This window comes from Rhodococcus sp. F64268, assembly GCF_023015605.1.
Classification (GTDB): Bacteria; Actinomycetota; Actinomycetes; order Mycobacteriales; family Mycobacteriaceae; genus Rhodococcus.
The window spans coordinates 809,492-828,528 of sequence record NZ_JALKAI010000002.1 but is presented as its reverse complement, the minus strand read 5'-3'; the positions used below and the strand labels follow the sequence as shown (position 1 = coordinate 828,528).

Annotated in this window: 19 protein-coding genes; 12 read left to right on the top strand and 7 right to left on the bottom strand. The window is 65.4% G+C overall.

Features of this window, described 5'->3' with window-relative positions; all coding sequences use genetic code 11:
* Window positions 1-140 precede the first annotated feature (140 nt).
* Entirely contained in the window at window positions 141-1,313 is a 1,173-nt protein-coding gene (locus MWU77_RS08205) for a serine hydrolase domain-containing protein (RefSeq protein ID WP_247273448.1), read from the top strand.
* Here the strand turns inward: MWU77_RS08205 and MWU77_RS08200 are convergent.
* The 3 genes from MWU77_RS08200 to MWU77_RS08190 are packed head-to-tail and all read right to left on the bottom strand — an operon-like array spanning window position 1,291 to window position 4,121.
* Window positions 1,291-2,226 (bottom strand): PaaI family thioesterase, encoded by a 936-nt coding sequence (locus MWU77_RS08200; RefSeq protein ID WP_169687372.1) that lies wholly within the window; start codon window positions 2,224-2,226, stop codon window positions 1,291-1,293. The two genes, MWU77_RS08205 and MWU77_RS08200, sit on opposite strands and share 23 nt — an antisense overlap.
* Before the next feature lie 33 nt (window positions 2,227-2,259).
* Complete coding sequence (locus MWU77_RS08195; protein WP_247273387.1) at window positions 2,260-2,898, bottom strand: response regulator transcription factor; 639 nt, start codon at window positions 2,896-2,898, stop codon at window positions 2,260-2,262.
* Window positions 2,895-4,121: a sensor histidine kinase gene (locus MWU77_RS08190; protein WP_247273386.1), complete on the bottom strand. Its 1,227-nt coding sequence runs from the start codon at window positions 4,119-4,121 to the stop codon at window positions 2,895-2,897. The genes MWU77_RS08195 and MWU77_RS08190 overlap by 4 nt, the downstream gene beginning before the upstream one ends.
* A gap of 115 nt (window positions 4,122-4,236) precedes the next feature.
* Here MWU77_RS08190 and MWU77_RS08185 point away from each other — a divergent pair, with 115 nt between their 5' ends.
* A complete protein-coding gene (locus tag MWU77_RS08185) occupies window positions 4,237-4,773 on the top strand; it encodes a hypothetical protein (protein ID WP_247273385.1) in 537 nt (178 codons plus the stop codon).
* 8 nt (window positions 4,774-4,781) lie between these two features.
* Window positions 4,782-4,919 carry a hypothetical protein gene (locus MWU77_RS08180; RefSeq protein WP_247273384.1) on the top strand — a complete coding sequence of 46 codons (138 nt, stop codon included), beginning with the start codon at window positions 4,782-4,784 and terminating at the stop codon, window positions 4,917-4,919.
* A gap of 3 nt (window positions 4,920-4,922) precedes the next feature.
* Here MWU77_RS08180 and MWU77_RS08175 read toward each other — a convergent pair whose 3' ends face one another.
* Window positions 4,923-5,972 carry a sigma-70 family RNA polymerase sigma factor gene (locus tag MWU77_RS08175; RefSeq protein ID WP_281499224.1) on the bottom strand — a complete coding sequence of 350 codons (1,050 nt, stop codon included), beginning with the start codon at window positions 5,970-5,972 and terminating at the stop codon, window positions 4,923-4,925.
* Between the two features lie 76 nt (window positions 5,973-6,048).
* Between MWU77_RS08175 and MWU77_RS08170 the strand changes: the two genes are divergently transcribed.
* From MWU77_RS08170 to MWU77_RS08135, 8 genes are all read left to right on the top strand, one after another.
* Window positions 6,049-7,602 carry an AarF/ABC1/UbiB kinase family protein gene (locus MWU77_RS08170; RefSeq protein WP_247273383.1) on the top strand — a complete coding sequence of 518 codons (1,554 nt, stop codon included), beginning with the start codon at window positions 6,049-6,051 and terminating at the stop codon, window positions 7,600-7,602.
* A 118-nt stretch (window positions 7,603-7,720) separates the two neighbouring features.
* Window positions 7,721-8,530 carry a crotonase/enoyl-CoA hydratase family protein gene (locus tag MWU77_RS08165; RefSeq protein ID WP_169687366.1) on the top strand — a complete coding sequence of 270 codons (810 nt, stop codon included), beginning with the start codon at window positions 7,721-7,723 and terminating at the stop codon, window positions 8,528-8,530.
* A 24-nt stretch (window positions 8,531-8,554) separates the two neighbouring features.
* Complete coding sequence (locus MWU77_RS08160; RefSeq protein ID WP_169687365.1) at window positions 8,555-9,712, top strand: acyl-CoA dehydrogenase family protein; 1,158 nt, start codon at window positions 8,555-8,557, stop codon at window positions 9,710-9,712.
* A 2-nt stretch (window positions 9,713-9,714) separates the two neighbouring features.
* Window positions 9,715-11,283, top strand: coding sequence for an acyl-CoA synthetase (locus tag MWU77_RS08155; protein ID WP_247273382.1), 1,569 nt, complete (start codon window positions 9,715-9,717; stop codon window positions 11,281-11,283).
* Window positions 11,280-11,897 (top strand): TetR/AcrR family transcriptional regulator, encoded by a 618-nt coding sequence (locus MWU77_RS08150; protein WP_169687363.1) that lies wholly within the window; start codon window positions 11,280-11,282, stop codon window positions 11,895-11,897. Before MWU77_RS08155 ends, MWU77_RS08150 begins: the two co-directional genes overlap by 4 nt.
* Complete coding sequence (locus MWU77_RS08145) at window positions 11,894-13,039, top strand: acyl-CoA dehydrogenase family protein (protein WP_247273381.1); 1,146 nt, start codon at window positions 11,894-11,896, stop codon at window positions 13,037-13,039. Before MWU77_RS08150 ends, MWU77_RS08145 begins: the two co-directional genes overlap by 4 nt.
* Window positions 13,036-14,064: an acyl-CoA dehydrogenase gene (locus tag MWU77_RS08140; protein ID WP_247273380.1), complete on the top strand. Its 1,029-nt coding sequence runs from the start codon at window positions 13,036-13,038 to the stop codon at window positions 14,062-14,064. The genes MWU77_RS08145 and MWU77_RS08140 overlap by 4 nt, the downstream gene beginning before the upstream one ends.
* An 84-nt stretch (window positions 14,065-14,148) precedes the next feature.
* On the top strand, window positions 14,149-14,676 hold the full coding sequence (locus MWU77_RS08135) for a DoxX family protein (RefSeq protein ID WP_169687360.1): 528 nt from the start codon (window positions 14,149-14,151) through the stop codon (window positions 14,674-14,676).
* A gap of 92 nt (window positions 14,677-14,768) precedes the next feature.
* Here the strand turns inward: MWU77_RS08135 and MWU77_RS08130 are convergent, their stop codons facing one another.
* Together MWU77_RS08130 and MWU77_RS08125 are read right to left on the bottom strand one after the other, a co-directional pair.
* Window positions 14,769-15,545, bottom strand: a complete 777-nt coding sequence (locus MWU77_RS08130; RefSeq protein WP_247273379.1) for a CoA-transferase subunit beta — start codon at window positions 15,543-15,545, stop codon at window positions 14,769-14,771.
* Window positions 15,542-16,462: a CoA transferase subunit A gene (locus MWU77_RS08125; protein ID WP_247273378.1), complete on the bottom strand. Its 921-nt coding sequence runs from the start codon at window positions 16,460-16,462 to the stop codon at window positions 15,542-15,544. The genes MWU77_RS08130 and MWU77_RS08125 overlap by 4 nt, the downstream gene beginning before the upstream one ends.
* 109 nt (window positions 16,463-16,571) lie before the next feature.
* Between MWU77_RS08125 and MWU77_RS08120 the strand changes: the two genes are divergently transcribed.
* Window positions 16,572-17,465, top strand: coding sequence for a LysR substrate-binding domain-containing protein (locus MWU77_RS08120; protein ID WP_169687357.1), 894 nt, complete (start codon window positions 16,572-16,574; stop codon window positions 17,463-17,465).
* 53 nt (window positions 17,466-17,518) lie between these two features.
* On the opposite strand, the gene MWU77_RS08115 is transcribed toward MWU77_RS08120, so the two are convergent.
* Entirely contained in the window at window positions 17,519-18,955 is a 1,437-nt protein-coding gene (locus tag MWU77_RS08115) for an MFS transporter (protein WP_169687356.1), read from the bottom strand.
* Window positions 18,956-19,037 lie beyond the last annotated feature (82 nt).

Here is a 19,037-nt window from a genome sequence, read left to right as displayed (position 1 = left end):
AGCGCTCCGACGCCGGAGAACGTGCGCACGCCGTCCGGGCGATCCCTACCATCGGGTCGGGAACCTACGGACAGGAGAAGAATACGGTGGCCAGCGGTGACGAACGGGCGTCGGCGTCGAACGCGACAGTGCGCACGGAAATGCTCGTCGACAAGCGATTCCTGCCCGTCGCCGACCTCTTCTTCCGGATGTTCGACAAACCCAGCCAGGGTGGCGGCGCGATCGCCGCGTACCTGCACGGTGAACCCGTACTCAATGTCTGGGCGGGGTGGGCCGACAAACAGCGGCGCTGGGCCGGCGACACGATCGCGCTGTCGTTCTCGACAGGCAAAGGTGTCGCCAGTACGGTGCTGCATCGTCTCGCCGAGCGTGGCCTGGTCTCGTACGACGCGCCGGTCGCACAGTACTGGCCCGAATTCGGTGCGGCCGGAAAAGAGGCGATCACCGTCCGTGAACTCATGTCGCATCGCGCGGGTCTGCACAAGATCCGCGGACTCGTTCCGGGACGGTACGGTCTGCTCGACTCCGAGAAGGTCGCCGCGGCACTCGCGGCAGCGTCACCGGACGCGCGCAGCCGCACCGGCCCGGGCTACCACGCCGTGACCTACGGAAACCTCGTTGCGGAGGTCGCCGCGCGGGTCTCGGGCGTACCGTTCCAGGATCTCGTGCGGCAGGAGATCGCCGAGCCGCTCGGTGCAGAGGAATTCGGAGCAGCGGAGTACTGGTACCGCGTGCCCCCCGAGCAGCGGCACCGCATCGCGCGAGTGTTCCCCAAGATCAACTTTCTTCCTACGCCGTGGGCGACCACCAGCGCTGTTCTGTCGCGGATGCCCGGCATCAAAGGCCTCGCCGAGGCCGGAATGGCCGAGGGATTCGACGAGGTGATGCGCAGCCCCCGCGCCCACGACGCAGTGATGCCCGGCTGGAACGGAGTATTCACCGCACGCTCACTCGCGCGGATGTACGGCGCGCTCGCAAACGGGGGTGCCCTCGGCGGTGGTGACCACCGGCTGCTGAAAGACGAGACCGTCGAACAATTGCTCGAAACACAGACGCGTCGCCGCGACTACGTCCTCGGCTTCCGGCCCAACTGGCGGCTCGGCTACCACCCCGCTTGGGTCGCGGTGCGACAGCAACCGCTCAGGTCCATCGGACATTACGGATTCGGAGGTTCCGGCGCGTTCGCCGATCCCGAGACCGGACTGTCGTTCGCCTTCGTGACCAACCGGCTGGGCAACGCGTACACCACGATCTCGGACGGACGGTTCCCGCGCCTCGGGGGCGCAGTGGTCACCGCTGCTCGGATGACCTAGCGAACAACTGCACGCTCGCGTACGCCCGAACGTACACGGTGCCGTCCTCGCCGGTCAGCAGCGTTTCCAGCGATGCGAGCCGCCGTCCGGCCCGCACCACGTCGGACCGCACCTGCACGGGCGGTCCCGGCACCGCGGGCGAGCGCAGGTAGTCGAGGGTGATCTGAAGCATCCGGTACTGGCCGCCTGCTTCGGTGAGGCTCTGTGCTGCGAGGCCGGTGACGCTCTCGGCGATCGAAAGAAGCACGCCGCCCTGGATCGAGCCGATGAAGTTGGTCATCCATTCGCTCGGCGTGACGGTGGCGCGCACCGCACCGCGTTCGACGGTGTGCACCCGGAGGTCGTGCATCCCGGCGAGCGGGCCTCTCGGCAGAGTGCCGGCAGCGATGCCGCTGACGACGTCGAGGCCGGACGTCGAGTCGAGGACATGTCCGTCGATCCACGGTTCGTACTCGTCCGGGGCGGTGGGGAACGGGTCGGCCGCCGAGCCGGCCCGGTCGGTGGGTGTGCGCCCGACCACGATGGTTCGTCCGGTCAGATGCAGGACGAGGTTGCCGTTCTCGTCGAGGATCTCTGCGGACGACAGACCGGAGGTGTCGTCGAAATGCATGCTGCGTCCGACACCGGAGACCTGTCCGGCGTGCGGGAACGGATTCGCGGTCGACGCCGTGAGCTGCGCGAGCACAGCCTGTGCGACGACACCGGTGGCGTGCTGACGGGCGACGCCGGCGGGAGCGGCTCCGACGATGTCGGACAACGCGCCGAACGCCGAGATCGTGACCTGTCCGCGGTGGTCGAAGAACTTGGGGCCGACCGTTTGCGTCACCGACACCGAGTCGGGTGACACGCTCACTCCGACCCCCGAGTACGTGGCCGGTCGGTCGATCGGGAACGTGGCGATTTCGAGCGTCATACCCAGATTCTCGCTCAGAGGCCGGTGGGCGGCTCAGCGGGACTCGTGCGCGAGGATCGCGGCCTGAATCCTCGACTGCAGATCCAGCTTGTGCAGAACCCGCGCGACATGCGTCTTGACGGTGGTTTCGCTCACCCCGAGGCGAGTGGCGATCTGCCTGTTCGACAGACCCTCACCGATGAGGTCGAACACTTCGCGCTCGCGGCCGGTGAGAGTGTCGAGAGCGGGAAAAGGCGCGGGCGTGGGCTCGCGTACGGCAGCGAACGCGTCGATCACCGTTCTGGTGACCTCAGGCGCGAGCACCCCGTCGCCCGCATGGACCGAGCGGATCGCATGCAGGAGGGCATCGGCCGATGCAGTTTTGAGGAGGTAGCCGCCCGCGCCCGCCCGAAGACTGTCGAACACGTAATCGTCGATCTCGAAGCTGGTGAGCACGAGGACCCGGCTATCGGTTTCCGAGGTGATGATGCGCGTCGCGGCGATGCCGTCGGTCCCCGGCATCCTGATATCCATCAGCACCACGTCAGGTTTCAGAGCGCGCACCTGCGACACGGCGACCGCGCCATCGGCTGCTTCACCGACCACCTCGATGTCGGGGTCGGAGTCGAGAATCATGCGCAGGCCGCTGCGGATGGCGGTGTGGTCGTCGGCCAGCAGCACAGTGATGGTCATCGAGGGCCTCCGTCTCGCAGCGGCAGATGTACTTCCGTTTGCCACCGCTTCCCTCCGTCGCTTTGCTCGAGTGGGTCTTTCCCGTCGCTTCGCTCGCCTGGGTCCTCGACGATCTGCGACCGGGCTCGGCCACCGATGGCTGCGGCGCGTTCGGCGATGTTGCGCAGACCGTGCGAGTCACCGTGTCCCACGCGGGCGGGCTCTGCTCGACCCCGGTCCGGGGGGAGCGGGTTCGACACCCGGATCGTGAGTTCACGATCGTCCATCCCGAGTTGCAGGAGGACCGGGAGTCCGGGGGCGTGTTTCATTGCGTTCGTCATGGCTTCCTGGATGATTCGGTAGGCGGTCACGTCCACGTCGGCATCGAGTCCGGTCAGGTCGGGGGCCTCTACGGTAACGATGCTGCCGCTCGCCTCGGCCGACGCCACCAGAGCGGTCAGATCGGTAAGCCGCCCCGCGGTAGCGGTCCCCTCCCGGACGTCGTCGCTACGCAGCAGGGTGACCATCGATTGCATCTCCCGCAGGGCGTCGACACTGTTGGCTCGCACCGATTCGAGTACCGACATCGCCTTCTGCGGATCGTGGTCGCGCAGCCGCAACGCGGCCTCGCTCTGGATGGCGATCGCCGACAGGTGCCCGGCAACGATGTCGTGGAGATCGCGTGCGAGGTGTGCTCGTTCGGAGCTGATCGCCGCCGCTCGGTCGAGTTCCGCGACCTGGGCCAATGCCTGGGCTTTGGTGCGCTCGGCCTCGGCGGCGTCACGGTGGGTTCGCACCGATCGGGCCCACCACACCGGCAGTGAGATCAGGAGCACGCCCATGGCCGCGACGAATACCGCAGACCTCAGCTCGCCCGTGTAGATGCCGAAGCCGACGGCGAGTACTGCGATCGAGACGATCGGTGTCCGCTCCAGGAACACGCTCGTCCGCGCACTCCCGTACAGCGCGGCTGCGAACAGCAGGTCGCCGTATGCGATCCAGACCGGTAGGGAGATATCGAGCGCGAAGTCGACGGCGATGGGCACCGAGGCCAGCACCAGACCGAGTAGGGGGTGCGACCGGCGCAGGAGGATCGGTGCGCACACGGCAGCGAGAAGCAGCAGTCGCACCTGAATCGAGGTTTCGTCGTGCGCAACCAGGGCGCCGAGATCCAGCAGATACAGCACCGCGCCGCACACGAAATATGTGAGTGCGATGAGAGCCGGTGCATATCGGTCGATCACGATGCCATTCGATCACAACGACCTGCCCGAACAGGCCGGCGTCATCCGAAGTGATGACGTTCTGCGACCCGATCGGCGGACGCGGAGACGAGTCGCCCGACGACATGCTCGAATCATGTTCGCCAGCCATATCACCGCATTCATCATCGCCAGCGAGGTCGGGTTCTGGGTGGTCCTCGCTCTGGGGCTCGTCGTCCGTTATCTGCTGCGCCTGCCGAAGGCAGGTGCGGTGGTCCTCGCGCTGATTCCCGTCATCGACGTCGTGCTGCTCGTTGCGGTTGCACTGGACCTACGGAACGGCACCGAGGTCGGCTACATCCACCGCATCGCCGGAATCTATCTGGGAGTGAGTGTCGCGTTCGGACCCAGCATCGTCCGCTGGGCCGATCGTCGGTTCGCCTACCTGTTCGCCGGCGGCGAGAAACCCACACCTGCGCCGAAGGAAGGGCCGGAAGCGTTCCGGCACGAGACCGCGAGTTTCGGGCGCTGGCTCATCGCAGCCGGTATCAGTGGCGCGGCCATCCTGGGACTCGGTGCGACGGTCGCGGACGAGGCACAGAGCGCCGCCCTCAACGCCGTGTTTCCGACGCTCGGAATCATCACCGTCATCTGGCTGATCACCGGGCCGGTATGGGTTCTGAGCAAGGTCTGATCATCGCGATGAGATTTCCGTCGGCCGTGGGTCTGTCTACTTCGCGATTCCGCGATCTCGACAACCACGTCTGGGAGGTCATGTGGATGGATGTCGAGGCCGCTGCCCAGCAGTGGGCGCCCGAAGAGAAGGGTGCTCAGGCCTGAGTGTCAGGACTGCTCGGACACCCGGCTTCGGGCGACCGGAAACTCCGGTAGCCCGAAGCGCGCGAACAACCCGACAGGGTCGTCGCTGAAGAAGACCGTCGCGTGCGCGACCTTGCCGTCGACGATATCGAGCACCTGGAGTTGAAACGGTCGATGCTGCCCATCTTCACCGCGCATATAGAGTCCGAGGGCCGGCTGTCCGTTCGCCACCGTCGGGAGCAGGACCTGATCGCCCGGCCCGTTTGCCGGGCAGTTGCACTTGATCAGAGTCACGATGGCGTCGGCACCTTGATACCAGCCGTCGAACGGCGGCATTTCCCAGATGGCGTCCTCCGTGAGCATCGTGACGAGCGAATCGATGTCGTACTTCTCGAATCCTTCGACCCACCGCTTCACGAGTGCGCGGGTCTCGGCGCTGTCGGGGTCGCTGAGCTCGCTCTTTGCCTCCTGGACATCGCGCAGTTGCGCGCGGGCGCGTTGGAGCAGGCTGTTGACGGCGGCGGTAGTGGTGTCGAGTGCGGCAGCGACTTCGCTTGCACGCCACTGCAGTACATCGCGCAACAGGAGTACTGCGCGTTGCCGCGCCGACAGGTGCTGTAGCGCGGCGACGAATGCGAGCCGGATCGAATCGCGTGACGCGGCGATCGTTGCGGGATCGCTCGGGTCGTCGGTGCGGCCGTCGTCGGTGTAGCTGCCGGGAATCGGCTCGAGCCAAGGGACTTCCTGACGCAGCACGAGGTCGTCCGTCGGATCGGAGCTCGGTGCACCCAGCCCTGTGGGCAAGGGTCTGCGCTTGCGTCCCTCGAGCGCTGTGAGGCACACGTTCGTGGCGATGCGGTGCAGCCACGTGCGCAACGACGAGCGCCCACCGAAGTTGTCGTATCCGCGCCACGCCCGCAGGTACGTCTCCTGTACCAGGTCTTCGGCGTCGTGGAGGGAACCGCTCATGCGGTAGCAGTGCGCGAGCAATTCGCGCCGGTACGGTTCGGCGGCATCCATGAATGTGGCATCGCCGAGGCCACTCGTTGTCGTGTCAAGGAGCTGCTCTGTCATGGGTCCCCGCCCTCGGTCGACTTCCTGAACAACTACCTGCCCGAGCGTAGTACCGGGCACCGACACACAACAGACCATGAAGTCTTACGAAGCAGGTTGCGGGCACTTCGATTGTGGCGGTTCTCCGGGTAGCGTGCACGAAGCCGTGTCCTGGTGGGGGGCACGATGGGATGGATTGGGGCGGGTGTTGCACGAGAACACCGGACGGAACGGTGCGTCGGACGGGGCGGGGCCGGTGGGTCCGTTCGCGGGTGGGCCGCCTCCGGGCGCGCTGCATGTCGATACTCCGCCACTCGAACGGTTCGGACTCGCCGAACTCGGACGCGCGGTCGTCGTCGCCTGCGCCCTCGTCGCCTTCGTGACGTGGGCGATCCTGCGGTGGTCGGTGCTGCGGCCGATGGGGCGTGCAGACTGTCGCAGCCTCGTCGACGCTGCCGCGCACGGCACGGTCGACGCTTTCGAACATCTCGGACCCACGTTCGTGAAGCTCGGGCAGCTCGTCGCGTCGTCACCGGGACTGTTTCCCGCTCCGCTCGCCGACGCTTGCCTGCGCATGCTCGACGACGTGCCCACCTTCCCGTCCGAGCAGGCCCGCGCGGTCATCGAGGAAGACCTGGGGCATCCGATCGGCGAGATGTTCTCGTCCTTCGACGATGTGCCACTCGCGGCGGCTTCGGTGGCGCAGGTCCACGGTTGTGTGCTCCGGGACGGGCGCGAAGCCGTGATCAAGGTGCAACGGCCCGGGATCGCGCGGCGCATGCTCGTCGACCTGCGCGCGGCGTACGTCGGCGCCAAGATCCTGCGGATCTTCGAGTTCTTCCGGATCGCCAACACTCCCGCGATCATCCGCGATCTCTACAACGCCACGATGACCGAGCTCAACGCCGCGGTCGAAGCGGACCGGCAGGATCGCTTCCGCAACAATATCGGGGCGTTCGGCGACAACCGATTCGTGACTGTGCCCGAGGTGTACTGGCAGTGGTGTGGTCCGCGGGTGATCTGTATGGAGCGACTGAAGGGAACACCCCTCGATCGTGTCGTGCGGGAGGACGACGGTCTCGACACCGCTCTGCTGGTTCGGCGCGGCGTGAAGGTGTGGATCGAGGCGGTGCTGATGCACGGCCCGTTCCACGGTGATGTGCACGCCGGAAACCTGTGGTACCTCGACGACGGCCGCGTTGCGCTACTCGACTTCGGGATCGTCGGCGAACTCCCCGAACAGTGGCGGACGGTGCTGCGTGAGCTGTTCCGCTCGGCGCTGCTCGACGGTGACTTCTCCTCAGTTGCGAGGAGCATCCGGGAGCTCGGCGTCGCGGAGAACCTCGATGTCGACGATGTGGAGGTCGGACGGCAGGTGGCGGAGACTTTCGGGCCGTTACTGGGACGCGATCTCTCGGAGCTCCGGCTCAGTGCGCTGATCGGTGCGCTCGTATCGCTGGGACGACAATGGAACACCACCAGTCCCGAGGAAATGGTGCTGTTCGGTAAGCAGATCGGCTACTTCGAGCGTTATGCAACCGCGCTTGCCCCGGGCTGGGTGCTCGGCCGAGATCCGTTCGTCTTCCGCAATGTCTTTCCCGAGGAAGTGGCCATAAGAATTGCCGAATCGGGCGTAAGCCTGCCCGACTGAGCGAAATCGGCGGGGACTCTTTACAGTCTGTTGCGCACACCGTAGTTTAACGATCGTTCGACCCAAAAATTTGGGTTCGGCAACCGTCGACAGCATCGCTACGGAAGGACCACTCCCCATGAGCGCCTCGCAGGATGTCGTACTCGCCGAACGGGACGGCCACGTCGTCACGTGGACGATCAACCTTCCCGAGGCGCGGAACCCCATCTCGGGAGACGACGTCGTCGAACGCCTCGTCGCACTCGTCGACGAGGCGAACGCGGACGTCGACACCCGCGTCGTGATCCTCACCGGTGCAGGCTCGGCGTTCTCCGCGGGCGGCAATGTCAAGGACATGGTCGATCGCGCCGGCATGTTCGCCGGTGCCCCGCATGCGCTCCGCGACGGCTACCGGCGCGGCATCCAGCGCCTGCCCAAAGCGATCTTCCACTGCGAGGTGCCCATCATCGCGGCTGTCAACGGGCCGGCCGTGGGTGCGGGTTGCGACCTCGCGATGATGTGCGACATGCGGGTCGCGTCGACCAAGGCGTTCTTCGCGGAGAGCTTCGTCAAGCTCGGCATCATCCCAGGTGACGGCGGCGCGTGGCTGCTCCCACGCGCGATCGGTGCCGCTCGCGCCGCCGAAATGGCCTTCACCGGCGACCGCGTCGACGCTGCCACCGCACTCGACTGGGGCATGGTTTCCCAGGTCACCTCACCCGAAGAGCTGCTCGCCACCGCCCGCGCCCTCGCCGATCGCGTCGCCGTCAACCCGCCGCACGCACTGCGCATGACCAAGAAGCTGCTCCGCGAAGGACAGCGCGTCGACCTCGACACCCTCCTCGAACTGTCCGCCTCGCTGCAGGCGCTGTCGCACCACACCGAAGACCACCGAGAGGCTCTCGCCGCGTTCATGGAACGCCGGCCGGGCAACTTCACCGGTAACTGAACTCCGAGACCGAAGGACACAGCTGTGAAGAGGACGATCCTCACCGAAGAGCACGACGCGTTCCGCCAGATGGTGCGCGACTTCATCGAGCGCGAGGTTGCCCCGCACCGAGAGGAGTGGGACGAGCTCGGGCATCCCCCGCGTGAGTTCTTCCGGCGACTCGGCGAACTCGGCATCCTCGGTATCCAGGTACCCGAAGAGTTCGGTGGCGGAGGAGAATCCAGCTTCATCTACAACACGATCGTGTTCGAAGAGGTCGCGCGCGCCGGCGTGTCCTTCGGTGGTTACACCGTCCACGCGTGCCTGATCCTGCCGTACCTGCTCGAGTACGCCACCGAGGAGCAGCGCAAGCGCTGGCTCCCCGGCTTTGCGGACGGTTCGATCATGACCGCCATCGCGATGACCGAGCCGGGCACCGGTTCCGACCTCGCGAACATCGCGACCACCGCGAAGCTGTCGGAAGACGGCTCGCACTACATCGTCAACGGCGCCAAGACGTTCATCACCGGTGGCGCCACCGCCGATCTGATCCTCACGGTGTGCCGCACCTCGCCGTTCGATCCGGAGAACCGGCGCGGTGGCCTGTCGATCATCGCCGTCCCCACCGCGACCGAGGGTTTCGCCGTCGGCCGCAAGCTCAACAAGATCGGTCTGCACCAGCAGGACACCGCCGAGCTGTCCTACAGCGACGTCAAGGTTCCGGTCGAGAACCTCCTCGGTGAGGAGGGTGCCGGATTCGGCTACCTCGCGCACAACCTTCCCCAGGAGCGCCTCGCCATCGCACTGAACCAGGTCGGATTCGCGGAGGCCGCGATCTCGCATGCGATCGCATACACGCAGGACCGCAAGGTGTTCGGCAAGCCCGTCGCCTCGTTCCAGAATTCGAAGTTCGTGCTCGCCGAGTGCTCCGCCGAAACTCAGGCCGCGCGCGTCTACGTCGACCACTGCCTCGAACTGCTCGACCGCAAGGAACTATCGGTCGCCGACGCCGCGCGCGCAAAACTGTTCTGCACGGAAGTTGCGGGCCGGGTCATCGACAAGTGCCTGCAGTTGCACGGTGGCTACGGCTACATCACCGAGTACCCGATCGCGCGGCTCTACGCCGACACGCGTGTCACCCGGATCTACGGTGGCACCAGCGAAGTCATGAAGACGATCATCTCCAAGGATCTGGGGCTGTAATCATGTACCCGGGCCGCTACGCAGCAACGCACCCGGATCGGCCCGCGGTACACGAGGCCGCGACCGGACGGGTGATCACCTATCGTGAACTCGAAGATAACTCCGTCCGGTTCGCGCATTGGTTGCGTGCGCACGATGTGGGTGCCGGTGACCACATCGCAGTGATCACGGTCAATGACGCCACGGTGTACGAACTGTATTGGGGTGCAATTCGTTCGGGTGTCTACATCACATTCGTCAATTCGCATCTCGCGGCTGCGGAGGCCGCGTATGTCGTGGACGACTGCGACGCGAAGATCCTCGTTGTATCGGCGCCTCTCGCGTCGCTCGCCGCGGAGGTCGTCGACTCGACACCGAAGGTGCAGCATCGCATCGCCTTCGGCGGTTCGATCCCTGGTCATCTCGACTACGAATCAGAGGTCGCCGGCCTCCCCGCTGTGCCGCCCACCGACCAACCGCGAGGCAGCGACATGCTGTACTCGTCAGGAACCACGGGGCGTCCCAAGGGAATCAAGCCCCGACTCAGCGGTGTGCAGATCGACGAGGACCCGGGTATCCCCCTCATCGGAATGATGCGGCATCTCGGATTCGGTGACGACACCGTCTACCTGTCGCCCGCACCCATCTATCACTCCGCGCCACTGCGCTACAGTGTGCTCACTCAGGCACTGGGCGGCACCGTCGTACTGATGGAGCGTTTCGACGCGGAACAGGCGCTGGAACTGATCGAACGCTATCGCGTTACGCACAGCCAATGGGTCCCCACACATTTCGTGCGACTACTTCGTCTCCCTGAAGAGGTGCGGAACAAGTACGATCTGTCGTCGCTGCGGTGCGCTGTCCACTCGGCGGCGCCGTGCCCCGTCGAGGTCAAACAGCGCCTCATCGAGTGGTGGGGCGATATCGTGTACGAGTACTACTCGGCCACCGAGGCGATCGGCAGTACCTTGATCACGCCGCAGGAGTGGCTCCGCAAGCCCGGAAGTGTCGGGCGCACAGGGGGGCCCGGAAGTAGCGGAATCGCACACATCTGTGACGGTGACGGAACCGAGCTGGCTGCGGGCCGAGCGGGGACCGTCTACTTCGAGAAACCCGTGCAGAACCTCGAGTATCACAAGGACCCGGTCAAGACCGAATCGGCGCGACATCCGTTCGAGAAGAACTGGGCAACCAACGGCGACCTCGGCTATCTCGACGCGGACGGCTACCTGTTCCTCACCGGTCGCGACAAGTTCACGATCATCTCCGGTGGCGTGAATATCTACCCGCAGGAGATCGAGAACATTCTTGCTCTCCACCCGGTGGTGGGTGATGTCGCGGTCGTGGGTGTGCCGGATGCAGACCGTGGTGAACGGGTCGAAGCGTTCGTGCGACCGGCAGACGGCGTCGACCCCAGCGATGAGCTCGAACGGGAGATCATCGATTTCTGTCACGAACGGCTGTCGAAGTTCAAGTGCCCGAGAAAGGTTCGGTTCGTCGACGCCCTGCCGCGTACGGCGACCGGAAAGATGGTCAAGGGTGCATTGCAAGACCTCATTGCGGATGCTGCCGGTGCGGGGACGTCGGGATGACTCCGTCTCCCAAACAGCGGCTGTTCATCGATGTGGGGCGCAAAGAGTTCGTGCGCAACGGGTACGGTGCCTCTTCGATCCGCACCATCGCGCAGGAAGCGGGCGTGAGCCTGTCGGCGCTGTACTACCACTACAAGAACAAGCAGGATCTGCTGCTCGCGATCCTGCTCGACGGTGTCGACACGTACGACGCGGTGTGCGATGCCGAACTCGCCGGTGCGGGAGATGATCCCGTAGCGCAGTTGCGAGCATTCGTCCGGGGCAACGTCAAGTTCCGCACGCAGTACCCGCTGCAGGGGCAGTTGATCGCGACCGAGGTGCGCAACCTGGAACCCGACGGAGCACGGCAGTACGACGAGCGCCGTCGAGCGGGTCGCAAGCGGATGCGAGGCATCATCGACGAGGGCGTCCGCCAGGGGCTCTTCACGACGAAGTATCCCGACGATTGCCGTAGATCGATCCTGGCGATGGTGTCGGCGATCGCGAACTGGTATGACCCCGCAGGCCCTGACGGTCCCGACGCGATCGCCGAGCGGTACGCCGACATGGCGATGGATTTGTTGTGCCCGAGCGGGACGAGCATTGCCCCGCACGACGGAAGAGAATCACGATGAGTACACGATTGGTCCCGCGGGCGGAGGCACCCGACCCGGCGCTCGCCGAACTACGTGCGCAGGTGCGGGTATTCCTGAGGGAGCAGATCGACGCCGGTGTGTTCACACCGGGAATCGATACGTGGCTGACCCAGTGGAACGTCGATTTCACCCGGGCACTTGCTGCGAAGGGGTGGGTCGGCATGACGATTCCCATCGAATACGGTGGCCACGGGCGCACCTTCATGGAGCGGTTCGTGGTTACCGAGGAACTCCTGGCTGTGGGTGCTCCGGTGGCGGCGCAGTGGGTCGCCGACCGGCAGGCCGCGCCGTCGCTGCTGAAGTACGGCACCGAGGCACAGAAGCAGCGATTCCTTCCCGGCATCGCGGCGGGCGAAATCTGCTGGGCCATCGGGATGTCGGAGCCGGAGTCGGGGTCGGACCTGGCCAGCGTCAAGACCCGCGCCGTGCAGGTCGACGGCGGTTGGAAGATCACCGGCACGAAATTGTGGACGTCGGGCGCGCATCACGCCGACGCGTTCTTCGGACTCGCCCGCTCCGCGCCGCTCGATCCCGCTCACCGTCATGACGGTCTGAGCCAGTTCATCGTGCTGCTCGACTCGCCAGGGGTGACCATTCGTCCGATCCTGTCGATGTCGGGCGACCACCACTTCAACGAGGTGCTGCTCGAGGACGTCTTCGTTCCCGACGACCTGGTGCTGGGGGCAGTCGGGTCGGGTTGGGAGCAGGTCACGAGCGAGCTCGGCTTCGAGCGGAGCGGACCCGAACGCTTCTTGTCGACGTTCGGTGTGCTGGAGGGCCTCGTCCGCGGGGTCGGAGCCGGAACTGTCGAAGCCGACACCGGGCTCGGCGCGGCCATCGCCCGGATCGCGGGACTGCACCGGATGTCCACAGCGGTGTCGGAATCGCTCGAACGCGGTGAGAATGCAGAACTTGCGGCATCGGTGGTGAAGGTGCTCGGCACCAAGACCGAGGGCGACATTGCAGACCTCGCCGACGAACTCGCGGGGTATACCGCGGGCGACGAGTATCTGGCGAAACTCATCCGGGCGGGAGTCATGCAGCGTCCGGGCTTCACATTGCGCGGGGGCACCAGCGAGATCCTGCGCGGCGTCATCGCACGAGGATTGGGATTGAGATGACCGACGAGACCAGGGACAACACCGAATTGCGTGACTTCGAGCGAATGCTCGCCGAAGTCTTCATCTCCGGTGACGACCACCGCATCGGCGAGGTCATCGAGTTCGACCGCGCCCTGTGGAACACGTTGAGCGAACTGGGGCTCGCCCGCCTCACAGGTGACGAGTCCGCCGGGGGCAGTGGCGCAGGCTGGACGGAGGCGGCGCTGCTCCTCACCGCGGCCGGGGCAGCGGCAGCGGCGGTGCCTGTCGCCGAGAACGACCTGCTCGCGGGGTGGCTGCTCGCTACCGCCGGACTCGAAGCGAGCGACGGTGTGCGCACCGCCGCCGTGCTCGATGTCGACGGTGATGCCCGATTCGTGCCGTGGGCGCGCGACGTGGACTCGATCGTCGTGCTCTGGCAGGACCGCGCAGATGCGTGGCGGGTCGCCGATGTGCCCCGCGCTCGGATCGAACTCACCGAGGGTGTGAATCTCGCGTCGGAGCCACGCGACCACGTCCATGTCGATGTCGCCGCGCTCTCGGGTGCGGAGGTGCCCGCGTCGGTGGCCGCGGAATTTCGGTACCGGGGTGCACTGGCGCGCACACTGTCCTCGGTGGGTGCGATGGACCGGATTCTGCAACTCGTCGTCGAACACGTCACGGCACGCGTCCAGTTCGGACGTCCGCTCGGAAAGTTCCAGGCAGTCCAGGCCCTCGTGGCCGATATCGCCGCGGAGTCGGCTCTTGCACGCGCCGCTGCGGACGCGGCGGTCGCAGCGGCCTCCGCGAACGGGTTCGACAGCAGTGCAACGAGATTTGCGATTGCCGTCGCGGCATCCTGCACAGGCCATGCGGCGGCCGTGGTCGCCCGAAATGCGCACCAGGCCCTCGGTGCGATCGGCTTCACGATGGAACACGAACTGCATCGGCACGCGAACCGCGTCCTCTCGTGGCGGAGCGAGTTCGGAACTGTGTCGTCGTGGGACGCGGAGCTTCTCGAGGCGGCTGTCGCGGCCGGGGATGTGTGGTCGGCGATCACCGAGTGACGCAGGTAACAACCTCCTGATGTCGTCGGTGTGGCAACGTCAGGAGGTCCGTCACGAGCGGACCTGTCCAGGAACGGAGCATACGTGGATACGATCGACACCGGGCTGCTGATACTTCGCGTGCTGTTGGGATTGACGATGGCAGCACACGGCTACGGAAAGCTTTTCCGGGGTGGCCGCATCCCGGGCACGGCCGGATGGTTCGACAGTATGGGGATGCGACCCGGCAAGGTGCACGCCTGGCTTGCCGCGCTGACGGAAGTCGGTGCCGGTCTCTTACTCGCGGTCGGCCTGCTCACCCCGTTCGCCGCCGCCGGGTTCGTGTCGCTGATGTTCGTCGCTGCGTGGACGGTGCACCGGGGCAGCGGTTTCTTCGTGACCGCGAACGGGTGGGAATACAACCTGGTTCTCGCAGGTGGTGCTGTCGCTGTCGCGGTGATGGGTGCGGGCAGCGCCGGCCTCGATCACCTGATCTTCGGCGACAACCTGCTCGACGGATGGGCCGGTGGAATCATCGCCCTGGTCGGTGGACTCGCCGCCGCCGGAGTCCTCCTCGGCACCTGCTATCGGCCCGCGCCGAAGGCGGACGACGAATCGGTGTCGGTGTCCTGACGCGTCCGCTCGCTCGGACTTTCCCCCGTTTGCACGGGTTTCCGTTGGTCCACGATCAGAGGAAACCCGTGCGACGGGAGGAAAGCTTCCCGTCACCGCAGGTAGAGGCGCACCTTGTCGATTTCGTTGCGCAAGAGGTCGATTTCTCGGGCCGTGGGCGGTTCGGTGATGGTGAGGTCGGCCGAGACCCGCAGATCCCAGCCCGTGGCCGCGCGTACCTCGTCGACGGTGACACCGGCGTGGACGCTGGTGAGTTCGAGTTCGTCGTAAGGGCCGCTGCGGGAGAGGACCCCGAGACTGGTGAACACCTTGGTGACGCCGCGTCCCCGCGGCATGATGCCTGCGCCTGCCTCGCGGGCCCGCACCGGGCTCGGTGACGTGCAGAAGTCGAGTTCTGCAGGGAATGCGCTCGGATCGTGCCTGCGCATGACGACGAATACCTCGCCGGCGTTCGGCATGATCTCCGCGGCACCGCCCGCTCCGGGAAGCCGCACGGTGGGCTTGTTCCAGTCACCGATGAAGCTCGTGTTCAGGCTGCCGTAGCGGTCGATCTGGCCGGCACCGAGGAACCCGACGTCGACGTTGCCGCCTTGCAGGACGTATCCGAACAGTGACGCCATGGAGACGACGGATTCGGCGCCGGACACGACGACGGAATCGGCAATGCCTTCGGCCATGGCCTCCGGGTGTGCCCCGCACACACCGGATTCGTAGATGAGTTCGATGTCCGGGTTCGAGGTGCGGCACGCGAGGTCCACCGCGAGGGTCGGCAGGCCGACTCCTGCGAAGACGCGGTCCTTGCCGGCGAGCGCCCGGGCGGCGACCGACACGATCAGTTCTGTCGTGGAAAACTTTTCGGCAGTAGTCACTTTCGGCTCCCGTAGTTGACCGCTTCGGAGTATCTCGGCGCGACCTCGAGATCGCTCCAATAGTCTTCGCCGAGCTTGGCGAGATACTCGTCGTGGTCGGTGATTTCGTACACCCAGTCCTTCAACCACGTGCGGAGGGCTTGTGGGTCCTTGCTGATCTCGGTCCAGCGCCGATAGAACCCGCAGTCGCGGTCGTAGTAGCCCTGCGCGTACGACGGGTGGGCGCCGCGCGGGCACACGACCACTGCGTCGACAGCGTGTGACGGGATGAGCGTGCGGCTGGGGTCGGAGCGCACTGTCTCGTCGTCGACGATCTCCTCGACCACGACGATCGCGTGCTTCGCGGCGTACACGGCTTCCTGTTGGACCCCGGCGATTCCCCAGATCTGGATGTTCCCTGCCCGGTCCGCGCGCTGCGCATGGATGATCGTGACATCCGGGTTGAGCGGCGGAACCACGTAGGTACTGCCGTTGCCGTAGGGGTCTTCGACGAGCTTGATCTTCGGGTTCAGGGCGGGCAGGTCGCTCCCGGCGTATGAACGCAGCGGGAAGAACGGCAGGCCTCCTGCGCCTGCCTGGTAGCGGCACACCATGCCGTAGTGGCTGTACTCCTCGACTTCGAGTTTCACGGGGTCGTGCTTCTCGATGCGTCGGCGGATCTCGTACAGTGACCCGGCGGATCCACTCGCGAAGAACGATGCGACGAGGGTCGTGACGCAGTCTGCGGCGATGAGCTGGTCGGAGATGATGTCCGGCGTCATCCGGCACAGTGTCAGGTTTTTGCGGCCCTGACGGATGATCTCGTGTGCTGCGGCGAACGGGATGAGATGCGAGAAGCCCTCGAGGGCTACGGTCATCCCGTCCTGGACGTATGTCGCGATGGCATCGCGCATGGTCATGGTTTTGTCTGCTGGCATATCCATCTCCTGCCGCGGTCTGGCGTCACACTGACTGTGACATGAGTAATAGATGTAGTCCAATACAAAGTGTCGAGCTCTTTATTGCGCTGTTGGTAATAATGAACGGGTGGAAATCCATCAGATCCGGGCCTTTCTCGCGGTGGCGGAAGAGTTGCATTTCGGCAGGGCGGCGCAGCGGTTGCACCTGGCGCAACCCCCGTTGAGCCGGACGATCAAGCAGCTCGAGAAGCAACTCGGCGCGTCGCTGTTCGAGCGCAGCACGCGCAGCGTGCAGCTGACAGAAGCCGGACGAGCGCTCGTGGAGCCTGCCCGGGCAGTCCTCGACGCAGTGCGGCTCGCGGAGATGGCGGTGACATCGGCGGGCCGCGGACAGACCGGCCGCGTACGCATCGGATTCGCGGGGTCGTCGTCACATCACCTGGTGGGGCAGTGGGCGAAGCTCGTGCGGAGTACCCACCCCGGTATCGAGTTCGTGCTCGCGAGCTCGGCCTACGCGAGCGAAGTTCTGAATCGGTTGTCGGAGAACACGCTCGACATCGGTATCGTGCGGATGCTGTTCTTCCCGCCGGGGATCGCCTCGCGTGTGATCGCTCGTGAGGATCTCGTCATCGGACTGCCGAGGGAACATCGGCTCGCCGAGGAACCGGCAGTGCACCTGGCGGATCTGGCAACCGAGCCGTGGGTGATGCTTCCGTCGGAGCCGGGCTCGATGCTGCGCGACCTGCTGCTGAAGCTTGCGCACGAGGACGGGTTCACACCGAGAATCGTGCAGAGCGCCCCTGATTCGCTGGGCTTGGTGGCGTTGGTCTCGGCCGGAGTGGGGTGCACACTGACGGTGTCGTCGGTGGCCCGGCACGTCGTGAATTCGGAGGTCGTGTTCGTACCCCTCGCCGAGCAGGGCCCGATCGATGTGCGCCTGGTATGGCGGGAGGACGACACCAGTTCGGCACTCGCCGAGGTCCTCAGGCTGTCCGAAGAGGCGCTGCCGACTCGCGAATGAGCGGTGCCGACGGTCGCTGGGACCGTCGGCACCGCTCGGATCGGAGGTTCGAATCAGGTTCCCACACGCACCTGTTCGTGCTTCGCGGCCTGGACGGTCTCGGTGTGGATCGACGATTCGTCGTTGCCCGTGGGTTCGCCGTCGTGGCGGTCGAGCTCGAGCTCGTTCTCGTCGGACTGTTCCGCGTGGGACAGGGCCTTCGGGTCGTAGCCGGTGCGATTGAGCAGCAGCAGCGTGCATACGAGCGACACCGCTGCGTAGCATCCTGCTGCGATCGCGACACCGGTGACATTGCCCGACGAATTGAGGATCCACTGGGCGAGCACCGGAGTGCCGCCGCCGACGATGAGTGAACAGAGCTGGTAGGACGCGGAGAGTCCCGAGTAGCGGATGTTCGCAGGGAATGCCCGGGCGAGTACGCCTGCAATGGCGCCGTAGAACATCGAATGTGGAATCGTCGCAAGGCACATTCCGATGGCCGCGATAGCGAATGTCTCGGTGCGGATCGCGAAGAACATCGCGGGCATCAGGAAGAGCTCGGGCACGATCATCAGGCACATGGCCTTGCGCATATCGATCCTGGAAACCAGGACCGCGCCGAACGGCTGGACGATGAACTGGACGACGAGGGCAATGGCGATGATCGCGAGGAAGGTTCCTCGTTCGTATCCGAGTTCACTTGTCGCCCAGGACAATGCGAAGGTGTTCTTGAAATAGGTCACCTGAGCGAGGGGGAGAGCGCCTGCACCGAGCAGCACCAGAACCCAGTGCTTGCGCAGTACTTCGGCGATGGGGAGCTTGACGACCTTCTTGCTGGCGATGACTGCTTTCATCGCGTCCGACTCTTCGAGCTTGAGGCGGATGATCATACCGACGATGACCAGCAACGCAGAGACGAGGAACGGGATGCGCCAGCCGTAGAGCAGGAACTCGGGGGTGGGCATCGCGGCGAGGAAGAAGAACGCCATGGTCGCGAGGAGGTTCCCGGCGGGGGAGCCCTGCTGCGCGAACGCGGAGTAGAGAATGCCCTTGCCCTTGGGTGCGTTCTCGGAAGCGATGAGAACCGCACCGCCCCATTCACCGCCGACCGCGACACCCTGTAGGACTCTGAGTGCGACGAGCAGGATCGGTGCCCAGATCCCGATCTGGGCGTAGGTGGGGAGCAAGCCGATGCCCACGGTCGCGATGCCCATCATGATGAGGGTGATGACCAGGGTGTTCTTGCGGCCGATGCGGTCGCCCAGGTGCCCGAAGATGATGCCCCCGATGGGCCGGGCAAGGAAGCCGGCCCACAGCGTGACGAATGCGAGCAGGGTTCCGACGCCGGCGGGTAGATCGTCGGAGAAGAAAATTTCTCCGAAGACGAGCGCAGCCGCCGTTCCGTAGATGTAGAAGTCGTACCACTCGATGGTCGTGCCGATGAAGGAGGCAATTCCCGCTTTCCGGGCCTTCTTCGCGACTTCCTGTTCGGTGGGTGCCGAGGGTGTCATGCGACTCCGCTCTCTGGTCGATCCGGTCGCATGAAGCAGCCGGATGTGTCGTACGTCTCATTGAGATTGGCAGCCGGATCTG